Here is a 17234-nt window from a genome sequence, read left to right as displayed (position 1 = left end):
TAGTCTTTGCCCGACACGGGAGGACGCGATGACTGCATCTAGCACTCGATCTTTCGGCAGGATGGTCCGGTACGGGCTCGTCTTTGCGGCGCTTGCTGTTGCGGCTGTTGCCGCGGGTGCGCAGGAACGCATGGAACGCGAGGGGGTCGTGCTTTATTGGGGACTGGTTCCGTCCGCGCTGGTGTCACAACCGCACGCGCAAGAGGATCTCCACGGCGGCCGCCCGCCGGGTGGCGGAAGGTTGAACCACCTCGTGATCGCCCTGTTCGATGCGCGGTCCGGTGCGCGCATCGACAATGCGGTGGTGCGCGCCCAGCTGAGCGAGCCGGGGATCGTCGACGCGCCGGCCAAGTACCTTGTGCCCATGCCGGTGAACGGGCAAGCCTCCTTCGGCCAGGTCTTCGGGACGGTCTATGGCGGTCCCTACCGGTTCCGCGTCTACGTGCAACTTCAACAGCGGCCGCAGGAAATCCAATTCGACTTCCAGGCGCAGTCGCAGCTCGTCCCAGCAGGGCCGGCGCGATGAGCGCCTTCATGCATCCCGGCCACCGGGCGAAAGATCCGCATGCCGAGTCTGCCTTGCGGATCATGGCGCGGCTGCTGCGGGGCATGGAGCGCACGCCGGCAGTACGACTGTGGAACGATGCGGTCCACAGCGCGCACCCTGAACCCCCGTTCGTGCTCGTCGTGCGGGACCCCGCTCTGTTGCGTCGCCTGGTGATGGACCGCAACCCGCTGCAGTTGGCAGACGCCTACTTCCGTGGTTTGCTGGATGTGGAAGGAGACCTGTATCGCGCGTTGGCGCTGAGGAATCATCTCGAGTCGATCTCCCTCACATGGCGTGACAAGCTTGCCTTGCTACGGGAAGCGCTGCGCCTGCCGGCAGGTTCCCGGCACGTGAAGCCGAGCACTTCGGTGGCTTCCCGCATCGCCCGGCGCTTTTCGCACCGGCACTCGAAAGAAAGTGACCGGGACGCCATCTCCTTCCACTACGACGTCTCGAACGATTTCTATGGCCTGTGGCTGGACGAAGAGCGCGTCTACTCCTGCGCCTACTTCAAACGCGGGAACGACAGCCTTGATACGGCGCAGCGCAACAAGCTCGATCACATCTGCCGGAAGCTGCGCCTGCGTCCGGGCGAGCGGTTCCTCGACATCGGCTGCGGCTGGGGCGCGCTGGTTTGTTGGGCAGCGCGCGAATACGGGGTGCGGGCGCACGGGATCACGCTAAGTGCACGCCAGCTGGAATACGCCAGGGAACGCATTCGCGCGGAGGGTCTGCAGGGGCAGGTGACCGTGGAACTGCTGGACTATCGGGACCTGCCGGGTCACGCCACCTTCGACAAGGTGGCGAGCGTCGGGATGTTCGAGCACGTGGGGCTGAAGAACCTGCCGGCGTACTACGAAACCGTTCGCCGCGTCCTCGTTCCGAGCGGCCTGTTCCTCAACCACGGGATCACGCACGATGAGGAAGGTTGGAGCAAGACCGTCGCCACCGAGTTCATCAACCGCTATGTCTTTCCGGATGGCGAGCTGGACTTGGTGAGCAACATCCAACGGGGCATGGAGCGGGGCGGCTTCGAGATCCATGACGTGGAGGGGCTGCGTCCGCACTACGCACTCACCCTGCGTCACTGGGTCCAGCGGCTGGAGCAACGCAGTGACGAGGCGATCGCAATGGTCGGAGAGGCAACCTTCCGCGTTTGGAGGCTCTACATGGCCGCATGTGCCGTAGAGTTCGAGGCAGGAGGGACGGGCATCTACCAGATACTCGCATCAAAGCGCGAGGGTGGGGCCTGGCCCGTCCCGTTGACGCGTGCAGACATCTACCGGTCGCGCGCCTGGAACCAAAGGGGCTAGATACATGTGCTTTTCGGCGACTGCGAGCTTCACGGCTGGCGGTCTTCTCCTCGTTGCCGGGGTCGCGGCCCAGAAGCTGGCCCGCGCTCCCGCCGAAAGGTTCTACGCGGCGATTCCCTTGTTGTTCGCCATCCAGCAACTCACCGAAGGCGTCGTCTGGATTTCGTTCGGTGAAGCCACCTCGGGGATCAATGGCTGGGCCACGCAGCTCTACTCGTTCTTCTCGCACGTGCTTTGGCCGGTGTACGTTCCGGTAGCGGCGTGGCTGCTCGAGACGGATCCCCCGCGCAGGCGCCTGCTTGCGGCCGTTTGCGCCGCGGGGCTGGCGATCGGCGCCTACCTCCTGTACAGCATGGTCGCCTATCCCATCGTGGCGCGGCCGACCGGAGGGCACGTTGAATACGACTCGCCTCACTTCTACGTCGCGCTTTCGATGACGCTGTACCTGCTTGCAACGACTGTGAGCCTGCTGCTGTCCACGCACCCGCGGGTGCGCTTTTTCGGGGCCTTGGCGCTCGGCTCGGCTGTCGTGGCGTACGCCTTGTTCGCGCGCTGGTTCATCTCGGTGTGGTGCTTCTTCGCCGCGGTCCTGAGCATTTCTGTCCTGCTGCAATTGATGCCGCGCCGTTCCGCAGCGGGGGTCTTCCGTGTGCCATGAGCCGGCCGCCGGCGACCACGCGAAGTACCGCCCCGCGCTGAGGGTATTTTCGACAACGGCGGCCCCCTTTCTTTAATGGAGAGCACCATGTACAAGCGGATCCTCGTTCCCTTCGACGGCAGCGACACCTCCCGGAAAGCCCTGGATAGCGCGATCCAGCTCGCGCGAGAGTCGGGCGGGCGGCTACGAATCATCCATTCGCTGGATGAACTCCGCTTCGTGACGCCCTACGACTACACGGTGGAAGTCCTGGAGACTGCGCGCGCCGGTGCCAACGCAGACCTGGCCCGGGCACTGGAACTCGCCAGGGCTGCGGATGTGCCCGCCGAAACGGCCCTGCTGGAAGGCCTGGACCTGCGCCTGGGCGATGTTGTTGCCGACGATGCGCGGGCCTGGTCCGCCGACCTGGTGGTCGTTGGAACCCACGGACGCCGAGGCGTGGGCCGTGTGCTCCTGGGCAGTGGCGCCGAACAGATAATCCGGCTGGCGCCGGTGCCGGTCCTCGCGGTGCGCTCGACCCCGATGCAGCCTGCGACCTGATCAGCGCCCGCATCCAGGCGCACGGATGCATCGGCGAGCGCTGCATGATGGCCGAGGCGGTCGCCCGCGTCAGGGGACACCTTATTGGAAGCTCGTGCCGTCCCAGTGGAAGACGCGGGGTTGCGGCTCACCGGGCCGCGAGATGCGCAGCTCGATGGGGCCTCGCTGCGCACCGGGCACGCTGAACGAAAGTTCCCCTTCGCGATGGTGGCCGCCCGATGGCGCGGTCCACTGGACTGGCCGGAGTTCGGTGCCGTCCACGACGAGCACCGCAGCCTCGCGCAGATCATCCTGCAGGTCGCCAGTATGGGTGTCCATCACGACGGTGAAGGTCCAGTTGGTCCCCGCTGGCACGCGCGGCGTGACGGTGATCTTTACCCCTGCGGCTTCCGAGGTCTGCGCTTGGGGCGCAGCTTGCGCGACGGCTCCTTGTACCCAGGTCGCCGCGGCGACAACGATAGCTGCTGCGGCGATGGCGCGACAGAGATGCACTGTACGAGGGAAGGCTCGGTCTTGGCACTTGGTCCTGACGGAAACTTGATCCAGGCCAGCATAGAACGCTGCACGGATGCCCGCTTGCGTCAGATCAAGCGGGGCGCGATGGCCTTCCTGGTGGGGGCTGGCAGCCGCCCCCACCCGATCCACCTAGAGTTCCATAGCCTCGAGCACGAGGCCAACGCAATGATGGGGCAGTATGCGGCGACCTGAGGCGCCGCGGCCGCGTCTCACCTGAGTCCGTCGATGCGTGCGCGCTTGAGCAGCAATGCGTTTGCCGCCACGATCAGCGAGCTGCCCGACATGGCCAAGGCTGCCATCTCCGGGCTGATGGTGACCGGATAGAACACGCCCGCGGCAAACGGAAAAGCGACCACGTTGTAGCCCACCGCCCACCACAGGTTCTGGTGCATCTTTCGGAGGGTGGAGCGCGACAGACCCACGGCCGCCACGACCCCGAACGGATCGCTTCTCATCAGCACGACGTCGGCGCTTTCCATCGCGACATCGGTGCCGGCACCGATGGCGAAGCCCACGTCGGCCTGGGTCAGCGCGGGCGCATCGTTGATGCCGTCGCCCACCATGCCGACCTTCTTGCCTTGGGCCTGCAGCGCCTTGACCTGCTCCGCCTTCTGCCCCGGGAGGACTTCAGCCAGGATGGTGGTGACGCCCAGCTCGCCACCGATGCGCTCGGCGGTGGCGCGGTTGTCGCCGGTGAGCATTGCCACTTCCACGCCGCGCTCGCGCAGTGCCTTGACCGCTGCCGCCGACGTCGGCCGCGGCGCATCGGCGATGGCGATCAGCCCCCACAGCCTGCCGCCGCGTGCCACGTGCACCACGGTGCGACCGCCCCCGGCAAGCCGCTCGGCCTCGCCCTCCAGGCCAGCCAGGTTGACGCCTTCAGAGTCCATCAGCCGGCGGTTGCCGATCAGGGCTCGCACGCCGGCGGAAGTCGCGCGCGCTCCCATGCCGTCGATGTTGGTGAAGGCTTCGGCCGGCATGGCCGTGAGCTGTCCCTGCTTGGCCTTCTCGAGGATGGCGTGGGCGAGCGGGTGCTCCGAGTGCTGTTCCATGCCCGCAGCCAATGCGACCACTTCATCCTCGCCGTGCCCGGGCGCGGCGATCACCTCGATCACCTCGGGTTTGCCGAGCGTCAACGTGCCGGTCTTGTCGAAGATCACCACATCGAGCCGCGTCGCGTTCTCCAGGGCCGAGGCGTTCTTGATGAGGATGCCGTTGTTCGCGCCGCGCCCGGTTCCGATCATGATGGCCATCGGAGTCGCGAGCCCGAGTGCATCCGGGCAGGCAATCACGAACACAGTGATCGTCAATGTGACCGCCAGGAGCAGCGTCTGGCCGATCACCCAATACCAGGCGACGAAGGTGGCGACACCGATGGCGATGGCCACCAGCACCAGCCACTGCGAGGCCCGGTCGGCGAGCAGTTGCGCCGGCGCCTTGGAGTTCTGGGCCTCCTGCACCAGCTTGACGATCTGGGCCAGCGCGGTATCGGCGCCGACCTTGGTGGCGTTAAAACGGAACGCACCGCTCTTGTTGATGGTGGCGCCAGCCACTAGGGAGCCGGGAGCCTTCTTCACGGGCATGGACTCGCCGGTGAGCATCGACTCGTCGACTTGCGTCTCTCCCTCCGTCACCACCCCGTCGACGGGGATGCGGTCGCCGGGCCGCACGATGACGACTTCTCCCGCGCGAACCTCGGCCGTCGGAATCTGCACCTCCTGACCATCGCGCAGTACGCGCGCCATCGGCGGTGCGAGGTCCAGTAGCGCGCGGATCGCATCGTTCGCGCCCGCGCGGGCACGCATTTCGAGCCAGTGACCCAGGAGGATGAAGACGAGCAGCACCGACACGGCCTCGTAGAACTGCACCGTCCCGCCGAAGAAGAATGTCGAGGCCACGCTGAAGGCATAGCCGGTGCCGACGGAAAGCACCACCAGCACGGCCATGTTGAGGATGCCGTTCCTCAATGCCCGCCAGGCCGCGACGAAGAACGGCCACGAGGGCCACACCACGGCCCCGCTGGCCAGGATGAACAACCATTGATCCATCCGCAGCCCGAAAGGCACGGGTGGGGTGGGCAGCGGCAGGCCCATGGGCATCCACAGGAACAGCGGGATCGTGAACGCAAGGCAGACGATGAACCGGTTGCGCATGTCGCGCACCATGCCCGCCATGTCCATGCCGGCGCCATGCCCCATGTCGTGCGCCATCTCGTCCATCGCCCCCGGCTGCGCCGCGTGCTTCGCATGCGCTGCGTGCGGATCGGGTTGAGCAACCGGGCACAGATGGTCAGGCTGCATCTCACCGCGACAGTGGTAGCCGCAATCGCGGACCGCGTCACGCAGCATAGACTCTGTGATCGCGCCGGCGTCGTAGTGCACCGTCACGCTGGCGGAGGCGGGGTTGGCGTGCGCATGGTGCACTCCCGGCAGTGCACCTACGCGCTTCTCGACTCCCAGGTGGTCGAGCTCCTCGAAGAGGCCCTTGACCTCGAACGTAGCGCTCTTCATCTCGCTCTTCATCTCAACTCCCGAAGCGACGTGCCAGCACGTTGTAGACGGGCGCGTAGACCAGTCCAATGAGCCCTCCGTAGAGGAAGCTCTTGACCAGCCCTACCAAGAGCCCCTGAGGAGTAAGCCACTCGAAACCGGGAAGCGTGATCGCAAGGAACTCTCGCATGTGCCCGCTGGACGGGTTCGTGAGCCCGTAGGCGATGCAAAGGAGGTAGAGCAGGGCGGTCGTCAATGCGAGCGACCAGGTGACGGTCTTGATGTTCATGCACAAATCCTTCAGCTTTAGTGGCGGTGGCCATTGCGGGATTCTGCTTCGTCACGCCGACTCTTGCGTTCGTTGCCAGGATCCCGAGGGGGCCTGCCGCCGTGTCCGCCGTGTCCGCCGTGTCCCCCGTGTCCGAAGAGGTGCATCGCCGCCATGGCGATCACCACGAGTAGAAACACCCAGTTTTCTGAAAGCCAGTCCATCGTCGTTCTCCTTTTGAAGAATTCGCGTATTCGTTCTCAGCCGGCTGCAAGCGCCATGGCGATGGCGCCGGCCGCCAAGCAGTAGCAAATCATCGGCGCCAGCGTATGGCGGACGATCGCTCCCTCCTGCCGCAGCAGGCCCACCACGGCCGCGGCCGCGACGACGTTGAGCACCGAGATCATGTTGCCTGCGTTGGCGCCCAGCATCTGCGCGGCCAGCACCGGCACCTCGGGCAGGCCCGCCCGCTGCGCCGCGCTCGCCTGCAGCTCGGCGAACATCATGTTGCTGAAGGTTGCGCTGCCCGCGAGGAAGGCGCCGAAGGCGCCGACGAAGGGAGCCACCAGCGGCCAGCCCGGGCCCACCGCATCGGCCGCCGCCCGCGCGAGCGTCAGCGGCATGCTGGCAAGCTCCGCCTCGTTCACGCCGCTGTGGATGAAGATGCGCACCATCGGCACTGCGGCACCAAGCGCGAGCGCACTGCCAGCCACCACGGGCGCCGAGGCGCGCAACGCTGCGCCGGCGCGCGCGAGGCTCACCCGCTGCAGCGGCAGGGTGAACAGCGCAACCAGGAGAAACAGCGTTCCGGAAAGGTACAGCGGCGCCACCGCAAAGCCGATGCCCGTGCCCAGGATGTCCGGCCAGCGGATCGTCGGCGACTGCAGCCATGCCTTCCAGGGAAAAGCGTCGACGCGCGTGAAGACCAGCATTGCAGCGAGCAGGAGGTACGGTGTCCAGGCACGCGCCAGCGACAGGGAAGCGGCACTGCCGGGCGGGCTGCCGGGCGGGGCGCCGGCGACGGCAAGCGTCCGGGTCGGCAACAGCCTGCGCCTGCGTGCCAATGGAACGACGACTGCGAGTCCAGCCAGGGCCCCCAGCAGGGAAGGAAACTCCGGGCCCAGGAGTGCCGCGACGGCGAGTGCTGGCAAGGTGAAACTCAGCCCGGCGACGAGCGCGAAGCGCCACAGCGCCATGCCGGCACGCCAGCTGCGCGCCGGGTGGAAGAACCGGGTCAGCAGGAGCACCATGGCCAGGGGGACCGACGTGCCTACCAGCACATCGATCGCGACTGCCTGCACCGCGATGGCCTGCAGGAAATCGGCGGAAGCGCGCGTCGCGCCGAGGCCCTGCGCCAGCCCGACCAGCACCGGCGTGCCGACGGCCCCGAATGACACCGGACTGCTGCCGGCAATCAGCGCCAGGACCACGGCGCCCATGGGCGCTACGCCGAGTGTGACGAGCAGGGGCGCGGTGATGGCCGCCGGCGTGCCGAAGCCAGCCGCCCCCTCCAGGAAAGCCCCGAAGAGCCATGCGATGAGGATGACCTGAACGCGCAGGTCGGGCGAGATACGCACGAAGCCCTGACGCATCGTGGCCAAGGCGCCGCTTTCGGTCAGCACCTTGAGCAGGACGATCGCGCCGGCCACGATCCAGAGGATGGACAACGCGATGCCGATCCCCTCGAGGGCGGCGGCGAGCACGTGGCGCGGCGGCACGCGCCAGACGAACAGGCTGACTGCCGCCGTCATGACCAGGCTGAGCGCCATTGCCTGGGCGGCCGGCAGGCGCAGTACCACCAGCAAGACGAGCGCCGCAGCGAGGGGCGCAAGCGCAGCGAGGAGCAGACCGCTCATCTGGCGCCTGGCCTCAAGCTCATGGCGCCAGCCCCAGGGATGTACGTTGCCTTCGCCAGCAAGTGGTGCACGAACATCAAACCGCTGACCGGCCGGGCAAGCTGGAAGCAATCCGCTGCTCGGTTTGCGCCACATGGCCGACGGCGGTCACGAAGCTGTCCGGATTGAGGGAAATGGAGTCGATACCCTGCTCAACCAGAAAGCCCGCGAACTCGGGGTAGTTGCTCGGCGCCTGGCCGCAGATGCCGACCTTGATACCGGCGCCCTGCGCCCTGGCGATGGCCTCGGCGACAAAGCGCTTGACGGCTTCGTTCCTCTCGTCGAAGAGCTTGGCGAGATCCGCCGAATCGCGGTCCGCGCCGAGCACGAGTTGCGTGAGGTCGTTGGAGCCGATCGAAAAGCCATCGAAGCGTCTGGCGAACTCCTCGGCCAGGATGACGTTCGAAGGCACCTCGCACATCACGTAGACCTGCAAGCCATCGGCGCCGCGCGTGAGGCCGTTGTCGGCCATGACGGCCAGCACGCGATCGGCCTCGTCCGGCGTGCGGCAGAAGGGCACCATCACGAGCAAGTTGGAAAAGCCCATCTCCTTGCGAACCTTGGCCAGCGCGCGGCACTCCAGGGCGAAGCCCGGCTTGTAGCGCTCGTCGTAATAGCGCGAAGCGCCGCGCCAGCCGAGCATCGGGTTCTCCTCCCGCGGCTCGAAGGCCGCGCCGCCCAGGAGCCCCGCGTACTCGTTGGTCTTGAAGTCCGACAGCCGCACGATCACCGGATGCGGATGGAATGGCGCGGCGAGCTTGGCAACGCCCAGCGCCAGCGTGTCCACGAAGTAGTCCGCCGGGTTGGCGTAGCCGCGCGTGAGTTCCTCGATCTGGCGGCGCTGGCCGGCATCTTGCACGCGCTCTGGCTGCAGCAGCGCCATGGGATGCACGCGCACGAAGTTGCTGACGATGAACTCCAGCCGCGCCAGGCCCACGCCCTTGGCCGGCAGCCGCCACCAGCGAAAGGCGGAGGCCGGGCTGGCGATGTTCACCATCATGGCGGTGCGCGTCGGCGGGATGGCGGCGAGGTCGAGCTCCTGCGCCTCGAACGGCAACAGACCCTCGTACACGACACCCTGCTCGCCCTCGGCGCAGGACAGCGTCAGCTCCTGGCCGTCGCGTAGCCGGCGCGTCCCCTGGCCGGTGCCGACGATCGCCGGCACGCCGAGTTCGCGGCTGACGATGGCGGCATGGCTGGTGGTGGCGCCGTGATCGGTGATGATGCCGGCGGCCTTCTTCATGATCGGAACCCAGTCGGGGTCGGTCATCTCGGTGACCAGGATCGCACCGTCCGGAAAGCGCGCGATTTCGTCGGCGCTGCGGATGACGACTGCCTTCCCGGCGGCAATCGCCTCTCCGATTGCCGAGCCGGTGAGGATCGCCCTGCCGCGGGCCTTGAGCCGATAGGACTTGATCGTGCCGGGGCTGCGCGCAGACACGACGGTCTCCGGGCGGGCCTGCACGATGTGAAGCTCACCAGTTTCCCCGTCCTTCGCCCACTCCATGTCCATCGCGCGCCCGTAGTGCGCCTCGATTGCCGCCGCCCAGCGCCCAAGTTCAAGGATCTCTTGGTCGCTGAGCACGAAGGACTGGCGCTCCTTCTGCGTGGTCTGCCGCGTCGCGGTGCGCGCGCTGCCACCGCTCGCGTACACCAGCTTGATTTCCTTCGCGCCGCGCGTCTTCTCGATGATCGGGCGCAGCGTAGAGTCGGAGAGCAGGGGCTTGAAGACGACGTACTTGTCCGGGTCGACGGTACCCTGCACCACGGTCTCGCCAAGGCCCCACGCCGCATTGATCACGGCGGCACGCGGAAAGCCGCTCTCGGTGTCGATGGAGAACATCACGCCGGAGCCGGCGAGGTCCGAGCGCACCATCCGCTGCACGCCGATCGACAGCGCCACCTCCATGTGGTCGAAACCCTTGGCCTCGCGGTAGGCGATGGCGCGGTCGGTGAAGAGCGAGGCATAGCAGCGTCGGCAGGCGTCCATCAGCTCGCGCTCGCCTCGCACGTTGAGGAAGGTCTCCTGCTGCCCAGCAAAGCTGGCATCGGGCAGGTCTTCCGCCGTAGCGCTGGAGCGCACCGCCACGCTCGCCAGCTCCACTCCGACGCGGCGCGAGAGTTCGCGGTACGCATCCCGGATAGCGTCGGCGATATCCGGCGGAAACTGGCCGTCCAGGAACAGGCGGCGCGCCGCCTCACCGATCTCGTGCAGCGTCGCCTTGCCGTCCTTGAGCGCCAGCATCCGCTGTGCGAGCGCGGCTCGGATGCCGTTGGTCTCCACGTATGCCCGGTACGCGCCCGCGGTGGTGGCGAAGCCCCCGGGGACCCGGACGCCACGGGATGCAAGCTGCTGCACCATCTCGCCGAGGGATGCATTCTTGCCGCCGACGCGTGGCACGTCTTCGTTGCGCAGGTTCTCGAACCATGCGACGTACGCGGGGGATGGGGCACTTGCAGGCATGCGGGTTCTCCTTTGCTCGTCGGATTGGGGTGTGGCTAGTCCTGCGCACGCGGGGCTCTCGGGTCCTGTATGGCGTCAAGCGCGGCGCTGTCGATCGCCGCGCGCACGGCGCCGGCCGATGCACGCAGGCGCTCCGACTCGGGGACGGAAAGCGGTACGGCAAGCACGCGCCGCACGCCGGCGCGGCCGACGATCGCCGGCAGGCTCAGGCAGACGCGGTCGATGCCGTAGTGGCCTTCGATGAGCGTCGAGACGGTCAGCACCGAAGCCTCATCGCGCACGACTGCCCCGACAATGCGCGTCAGCGCCGCGGCAATCGCGAAATTGGTGGCGCCCTTGCGGCGGATGATCTCGTAAGCGGCGTTCCGCACGCGTGCGGCGATCGCGTCCATGTCCGCCTCCGTGCACGACATGCCGGTCAGGTCGCAGTACGCATGCAGCGGCACGTTGGCCAGGCTGGCGGTGGACCAGGCGACGAGCTCGCTGTCGCCATGCTCGCCGAGCACGTAGGCGTGAACATTGCGCGGATCCACGCCGTAGTGGGTCGACAGTTCAGAGCGCAGTCGCGCGGTGTCGAGCACGGTGCCGGAGCCGAACACGCGGGCGGGCGGCAAGCCCGACAGCCGTAGTGCCGCGAAGGTTAACGCGTCCACCGGGTTGGTGGCAACCAGCAGCAGGCCGTCCGGGTTGGCGCGGACGACCTCAGGCACGATGCCGCGCAGGATCTCCAGGTTGCGCTGTAGCAGCGCCGGACGCGTCTCGCCCTCCCGCTGTGCTGCGCCGGCCGCGATCACCGTGACAGCCGCGCCGGCGGCGTCGGCCAGTCCACCGGCGCGCACATGCACGGGCACCGAGAACGGCACGGCCTGCGCGATGTCCATGGCCTCGCCCTCGGCCCGCTCGTGATCGGCATCGATCACCACAACCTCGCGCACCAGGCCGGAGGTGGCCAGGGTGTACGCGAAGGTGCTGCCGACGCGGCCGGCGCCCACGACAGCCACTCGGCTTGTCTCCTGCATCTCATGCATCGAGGTCCTCCCCGACCTTCAGGCGCGCCGGCGAGCTCTCTGGCGTCCGCGCCAATAGCAGCGCACAGGGCGCTTCCTCCAGCAGCCGCTTCAAGACCGACGCCCGGCCGCCACCCAGCGCACCGTGCCATCCCAGCGCCAACAGGCTGGTACCTTTGCGCTCGACGTGCTCCAGTAGGGCGGCGGCGGGGTCACCGGGGCGCAGCAGCACCTCGCGCACCGAGCGCGACTCGTCGGCTGTACAGCCGGCGAGCCCCTGCTGGACCATCTCTTGCAACTGCCGGCCGTATTCGTGGTGGGCCGCGTCCGCATACCCTGCCGTGCCGACCGGACCGTTGCCCGCGTGCATCACTTCGACACGCAGTGCGAGGGCGGCGGCGAGCTGCGCGGCCGCTTCGAGCGCGCGGTCAGCCGCAGGCTCGCCGCTGGCCGCCGCCAGCATGACATGCCAGGGCAAGGCCTCGCGATAGCGCACGGGCAGCAGCACGACCGGCACGGGGCAAGCCTCGATGACGGCGCGGGCCACGCCGCCGAGGCGCTCGCCTACCGGCGCCCCTGCCGAGGCCGAGGCGCCGCGGGCGCTCATCACCACGAGCTCCACGTCGTGCGCGCGCACGGCATCGAGGACCGCCGTCTTGGCATCTGCGGCCAGCTGGTGCACGACAACCTGCGCCCGTGCGGCCTGCGGCAGGCGCAGACGCGCGATCGCCTCGTCGCCCGGCAGCACGTGCGCCGTTGCGTGCAGCACGTGCAAGGTGGCGCCCAATTGCCCTGCCAGCCAGAGCGCGCAGCCCACCGCCTTGGCGGCTTCGGGCGAGCCGTCCAGTGGCAGCAACAGGGAGCGGTACTGCTTCATGTCCGCTCCACCCGCAGCGGATGCCTGCCGCCGCGCCAGGCCAGCGACATCTCGACCGCCTCCCATCCCGCCGGCAGCCGCGCGCCGGCGCGAGCGTGCGGCTGCGGCCCGTCGGCGGAGAAGCGCACCCCGAGGAAGCCGAAGACCAGCGCCTGCCAGGTGCCGCCCATCGCCGCCGGGTGCACCCCGAGCATGCTGTTGTCCATGCCGTTCTGCAGGTCCAGCCACAGGCTCTGCTTTAAGTAGCGCTCGGCGTCCTGGCGCAGCTCCAGGCGTGCCGCGATGGCCGCATGCACGGCGGGCGAAAGGCTGCTGCCGTGGTCGGTGCGCGGCTCGTAGTAGCGGTAGTTCGCTGCCACCACCGCTTCGGAGAATGCTTCGGGGAACAAGAAGGGCAGCATCAGCACGTCGGCCTGCTTGATCAGCTGCATTCGATTGATCCGATCCCAGTCGAACAGCCGGCTGAGCGGGGCCTTGAAGCGCTCCTCGTCAGCGAGCGAATAGGCATCGAGCGCGAAGAAGCCCGCGAATTGCTCGATCACGCCGTCGGCCCCCGGCCCCGGGCAATGCAGTTCGTGGGCCACGCGCTTCCATTCCTCCGCTTCCGCGCCGGCCCGGTGCAGGTGGTCCGCGACCCAGGCGGCGCGCTCGAGGTTGAAGCGCGCCATCCAGTTCGTGTAGGCGTTGTCGTCGACATCGTGGTGGTATTCGTCCGGACCGACCACGCCGCGGATGTGCAGGTGGCGCTCGCCGCGTTCGACCCGGCTGGCCCAGAAGCGCGCCGTCTCGAACAGGATCTCGGCGCCCGGCCCGGCGAGGAAGGCCTCGTCCCCCGTCGCTTCCCAGTAGCGCCAGACGCCATAGGCGACGTCCGCCGTGACGTGGATCTGCTGGCGTCCGGTGAAGATCGGGATCTCCTTGCCCGTGCTCCTGAGCACGATCCGCGAGGGCGTCACGTCGTCGCCCGTTACGGTGGACTCCCAGGCGAAGCAGGCGCCCCTGTATCCGAGCGCGCGGGCGCGCCGTCGTGCGCCTTCGAGCGTGCGGTGGCGGTAGAGCAGCAGGTTGCGTGCGCGCTCCGGTTCGGTGTGCAGGAAAAACGGCAGCATGAACACCTCCACGTCCCAGAAGATGTGCCCCTCGTAGGCGCGGCCGGTGAAGGTGCGCGCGGGGATGGAGGCCCGCGGGTCGTCGCCAGCCGGCAGGCGCAGGTGGTAGGCGCCGAAGCGCAGCGCCTGCGCGACCGAGGGCCGCCCTGGGACCCGGATGTCGGCCTTCTCCCAGAAGCCGTCCCACGCCTGGGCGTGGCCGGCGAACAGCGCATCGAAGTGGCCCCAGTCCAGCGCGCCCACATGGGCGAGCGCGGCGGCCCGAGGGTCGGGGGCGTCCCGGCTGGTGAAGACGCTCACGAAGCGCCGCAGGCCCTCGGCAGTGCGCAGTGCGCGCGCGGCGATGCAGACCTCCACGCCGGAGGCCCGGGTTGCGTAGCGCACCAGTTCGAGCTCGCCGTCGACGAGATGCTCCAGGTGCTCGATGTGCGGGTGCCGTTCGGCGGCATGCGTGTCCCGCAGCGTGGGCCTCACTTCGACCGCTGCCCAATGGTTCTCGGTCTCAATGAGTGCCTCGTGCAGCAGCAGGTGCGGGTCGGTGAGCGCGGCGCAACGGCGCGTGCGCACGCGGGTGCGCCGCCCGCCCGCGGTCTCGTACAGCGCCTCGACGTGCAGCACGCCTTGCCGCATGTCCAGTGTCCGGCGCAGCTCGCGGCCGTGCGGGCCGCCGAAGTCGAGCGGCTCGCCTTCCAGCGTGAGCGTCAGGCGCAGCGGCGAGGGCAGCGGCACCAGCTCGGCGTGAGGATCGTCGCCGCGGCCCGGCGTGAGGAACTCGAGCTCCGAGTACGGCAGGTCGGCGCGCTTGCGGTCGTAGACGCCGGCGATGAACAAGTCGCAGTGGGCACCGGGCGGCGGCGTGTCCAGCGCACCGCGCAGGCCCATGTAGCCGTTGCCGATGGCGAACAGGCTCTCCATCTGCCGCTCGCGCGCGCGGTCGAAGCCTTCCTGCTCGATATGCCAGGCCAACGTGTCCTGACGTTGGCGCAGGGCGGCCTCCAGGCCATCGGCAGTGAGCGCGGCGAGGTCCTGTACCACCACGTCTGCACCGGCGTGGCGCAAGGCCGCGGCATTATCGCCGCGATCGACGCCGACCACCAGCCCGAAGCCGCCACGCCGGCCGGCCTCCACGCCGGAGATGGCGTCCTCGAACACCAGCGTGCGGCCGGCAGGCACGCCCAGCTGCTCGGCGCAGCGCAGGAACATGTCCGGATCGGGCTTGCCCTTCAGGCCCAGGGCGTCCAGGTCGACGCCGTCGAGACGGGCGTCGAACAAAGCCTCGATGCCGGCGGCTTGCACGATCTCGCGGCCGTGGCGGCTGGAGGTGACCACGCCGGTCCTGACGCCGCGCTCGCGCAGCTCCTGCACCAGGTGCAAGGTGGAGGCGAAGGTCTTCACCCCCTCGTCACCCAGCAGCCGCTTGAAAATCGCATCTTTGCGCTCTGCGAGTGCCGCCTGCTCCTTCTCTCCTGGCTCGATTCCGCGCGACCGCAGGAAGCTGCGCACGCCCTCGATGCGCGGCTTGCCGTCGACCAGGGCGCGGTACTCCGCGCGCGCGTCGAAGGGCTCGAAAGCCCCGCCGCGTTCCTGCAGAAATGCGTCGAACAGCTCCTTCCAGGCCTGCGCGTGCAACTGCGCCGTGCGCGTGATGACGCCGTCCATGTCGAAGATCGCGGCCCCGAAGCCCGTGCTCACCGGGCAACCTTTCCTATGCCCATGGCGGCATCGGTCCTGGTGATGGAGTCCGTACCCTCGACTTCGCAGCGAGTGAGGGCGCGGATGGCATCGACCGTCTCGGGTACCACGATGGCCTGGTTGTCCACCATGTAGGCGTAGAACAACTCGGTGCCCTGCACCTTCAGCATGTCCTCCCACAGGGCCACTTCGTAGAGGTCGCCGCGCGGCCGGCGGACGTCGGCCATCAGCTCCTTCACCGCATTGAGCGAGGGCAGGCCATCTGCGTAGCGGATGAGGGCTATGCGCGTGGAGGCCCGCAGCGCCGCCAGCACCTCCTCCGTCGATGCCGCGCGGGTCATCTCGACCGACCAGTAGTGCAGGTGCGCCAGCGTCTCGGGCACCTTGACCGCCATCGTCACCACGTCCAGGTCCGAGTCCACGGTCTGGGCGTCCGGACCCTGGTGGCTGGGGATCTCGGGCTCGGGGACCAGCGTGTTCATGATCCCGCCCTCGTGGCTCTCCCAGGGATCGGTGGCGCGCCTCAGGAGCGTGCCGCGCGCCTTGCGCAGTAAGCCCGCGCGCTTGAGCGCACCGAGCGTCCGGACCACGGAGGTGGTATTGCAGGAGACGACGCGTGTCGCATCCCGGCCGAGCGCGCTGGCGTAGTTCGCTTCCGCGACGAAGGAATGTCCAGTCACCGCATGCTTCTCTCCGCCCTGGACGATGAACTTCAAGCCGAGCTGGCGGTAGATGTCCACGTTCTTCGCCGCAATGCGCTTGGGCGTGCAGTCGACCACGACATCGGCCCGGGTGAGAAGCTGTTCAAGCGTGCCGGTAACCTGAAGTCCCGCCGAGCGCATGGTCTGGTCTGCCTCCGGCGTTGCGGCGAACAGTGAGAATCCGCGCTCCAATGCCACTCGGGGTCGCCAGTCCGCCACGACGTCGGCGACACCAACGACATGCATGTCGATCTGCTGCGCCACGGCGTCGGCCACGCGTTTTCCGATCACGCCATAGCCGTTCACTGCAACCCGGATGCCTTTACCCATTTCAATCTCCATTCAACAACTGAAGAGATCCTGTTCATTGCGACCGTGCACTGCTGCGCCAACTTGTGCGGCCGCATGAACCGTTCGTGGCTCCCTGCAGAGGACAGCCGGGCGCATTGAATTCACTCGACTACGTGGTGGAAGCTGCTCATAGTGGGAGCGACCATCCGACCCTACGATGCAATCGGTTCCGGCAATTGAGGCAAATCAACCGGCCCAGAGCGCCGTCTGAACCTGACCATTTTGTAATGTGCTGGTAGGCTCCACAACTACTGTTCCCGCTCATCGCTCTCCGATCGGTTCTTGAGCGTCATCCCGCCGTCCTGGACAATCGGTCCAACCACGAGCAGTTGCAATGCGTATGGCGCAAGGGCCGCATGGGCCAGCAGTGCCAGTCCGGCGCCGAGTGCCATCGCACCCACACCAGACGCCAAGTCGGCAGCTTCAGCCCTGCCGCGATTCGGGTTCGCCTTGGACTCTCCGAGATTGCTGATCATCGCCGGCCTCTTGGTGGTGGCCGTGGCCATGCCCATGGCCACGGTGCATGAACACGTGCATCAACGGGCACGTAGCAACGACTAGGTACGGCAGCAACGCGTTGCCATGGTCCTGGTGCGGCAGGTACAGGTAAATGCTCGCCAGTACGGCCAGCACCGTTACGGCAACCCCGAAAGGGGAGCGCCAGAACGACCGGGCGGTCTGCGGCCCGCTTGTGGTGTGTGCTCCGTGTGCCATGTCAGTCCTTCAAGAGGCTGTGAATCTCAGCCGCAGCATCCACCCGCGCTCGCTTTGACGCGTTGATGTACGTCATCCGAGTCGCTGCGCCGG

16 protein-coding genes are annotated in these 17234 nt (G+C 67.8%); 4 read left to right on the top strand and 12 right to left on the bottom strand.

Annotated elements, in window-relative coordinates; translation table 11 throughout:
* Positions 1-28: 28 nt before the first annotated feature.
* From WG922_RS09540 to WG922_RS09525, 4 genes are all read left to right on the top strand, one after another.
* Positions 29-526 (top strand): hypothetical protein, encoded by a 498-nt coding sequence (locus WG922_RS09540; protein WP_340282305.1) that lies wholly within the window; start codon positions 29-31, stop codon positions 524-526.
* Positions 523-1860, top strand: coding sequence for a cyclopropane-fatty-acyl-phospholipid synthase family protein (locus WG922_RS09535; RefSeq protein WP_340282304.1), 1338 nt, complete (start codon positions 523-525; stop codon positions 1858-1860). Before WG922_RS09540 ends, WG922_RS09535 begins: the two co-directional genes overlap by 4 nt.
* 4 nt (positions 1861-1864) lie before the next feature.
* Positions 1865-2518: a DUF6629 family protein gene (locus tag WG922_RS09530; protein ID WP_340282630.1), complete on the top strand. Its 654-nt coding sequence runs from the start codon at positions 1865-1867 to the stop codon at positions 2516-2518.
* Between the two features lie 87 nt (positions 2519-2605).
* Positions 2606-3058: a universal stress protein gene (locus WG922_RS09525; RefSeq protein ID WP_340282303.1), complete on the top strand. Its 453-nt coding sequence runs from the start codon at positions 2606-2608 to the stop codon at positions 3056-3058.
* An 81-nt stretch (positions 3059-3139) separates the two neighbouring features.
* Here the strand turns inward: WG922_RS09525 and WG922_RS09520 are convergent, their stop codons facing one another.
* The 12 genes from WG922_RS09520 to WG922_RS09465 form a co-directional block, all read right to left on the bottom strand.
* Positions 3140-3703, bottom strand: a complete 564-nt coding sequence (locus WG922_RS09520; protein ID WP_340282302.1) for a hypothetical protein — start codon at positions 3701-3703, stop codon at positions 3140-3142.
* A gap of 80 nt (positions 3704-3783) precedes the next feature.
* A complete protein-coding gene (locus WG922_RS09515) occupies positions 3784-6084 on the bottom strand; it encodes a heavy metal translocating P-type ATPase (protein ID WP_340282301.1) in 2301 nt (766 codons plus the stop codon).
* A gap of 13 nt (positions 6085-6097) precedes the next feature.
* Positions 6098-6352 carry a DUF5676 family membrane protein gene (locus WG922_RS09510; protein WP_340282300.1) on the bottom strand — a complete coding sequence of 85 codons (255 nt, stop codon included), beginning with the start codon at positions 6350-6352 and terminating at the stop codon, positions 6098-6100.
* A gap of 17 nt (positions 6353-6369) precedes the next feature.
* Positions 6370-6555 (bottom strand): DUF2933 domain-containing protein, encoded by a 186-nt coding sequence (locus WG922_RS09505; protein WP_340282299.1) that lies wholly within the window; start codon positions 6553-6555, stop codon positions 6370-6372.
* Positions 6556-6591: 36 nt separating this feature from the next.
* Positions 6592-8187: an L-lactate permease gene (locus tag WG922_RS09500; protein ID WP_340282298.1), complete on the bottom strand. Its 1596-nt coding sequence runs from the start codon at positions 8185-8187 to the stop codon at positions 6592-6594.
* Between the two features lie 76 nt (positions 8188-8263).
* Entirely contained in the window at positions 8264-10690 is a 2427-nt protein-coding gene (gene ppsA, locus WG922_RS09495) for a phosphoenolpyruvate synthase (RefSeq protein ID WP_340282297.1), read from the bottom strand.
* A 35-nt stretch (positions 10691-10725) separates the two neighbouring features.
* A complete protein-coding gene (locus WG922_RS09490) occupies positions 10726-11718 on the bottom strand; it encodes an L-lactate dehydrogenase (protein WP_340282296.1) in 993 nt (330 codons plus the stop codon).
* Positions 11711-12574, bottom strand: a complete 864-nt coding sequence (locus tag WG922_RS09485) for a universal stress protein (protein WP_340282295.1) — start codon at positions 12572-12574, stop codon at positions 11711-11713. The genes WG922_RS09490 and WG922_RS09485 overlap by 8 nt, the downstream gene beginning before the upstream one ends.
* Positions 12571-15375: a beta-phosphoglucomutase family hydrolase gene (locus WG922_RS09480; RefSeq protein WP_340282294.1), complete on the bottom strand. Its 2805-nt coding sequence runs from the start codon at positions 15373-15375 to the stop codon at positions 12571-12573. Before WG922_RS09480 ends, WG922_RS09485 begins: the two co-directional genes overlap by 4 nt.
* Entirely contained in the window at positions 15372-16418 is a 1047-nt protein-coding gene (locus tag WG922_RS09475; protein WP_445322811.1) for a type II glyceraldehyde-3-phosphate dehydrogenase, read from the bottom strand. Before WG922_RS09475 ends, WG922_RS09480 begins: the two co-directional genes overlap by 4 nt.
* A gap of 257 nt (positions 16419-16675) precedes the next feature.
* Positions 16676-16903, bottom strand: a complete 228-nt coding sequence (locus WG922_RS09470) for a hypothetical protein (RefSeq protein WP_340282643.1) — start codon at positions 16901-16903, stop codon at positions 16676-16678.
* On the bottom strand, positions 16851-17141 hold the full coding sequence (locus tag WG922_RS09465) for a DUF2933 domain-containing protein (protein WP_340282293.1): 291 nt from the start codon (positions 17139-17141) through the stop codon (positions 16851-16853). The genes WG922_RS09470 and WG922_RS09465 overlap by 53 nt, the downstream gene beginning before the upstream one ends.
* Positions 17142-17234: the final 93 nt, after the last annotated feature.

The sequence above is a fragment of the Ramlibacter sp. AN1015 genome (assembly GCF_037726105.1).
Taxonomy (GTDB): Bacteria; Pseudomonadota; Gammaproteobacteria; order Burkholderiales; family Burkholderiaceae_C; genus Ramlibacter.
This window is presented reverse-complemented; position numbering and strand designations above follow the sequence as displayed.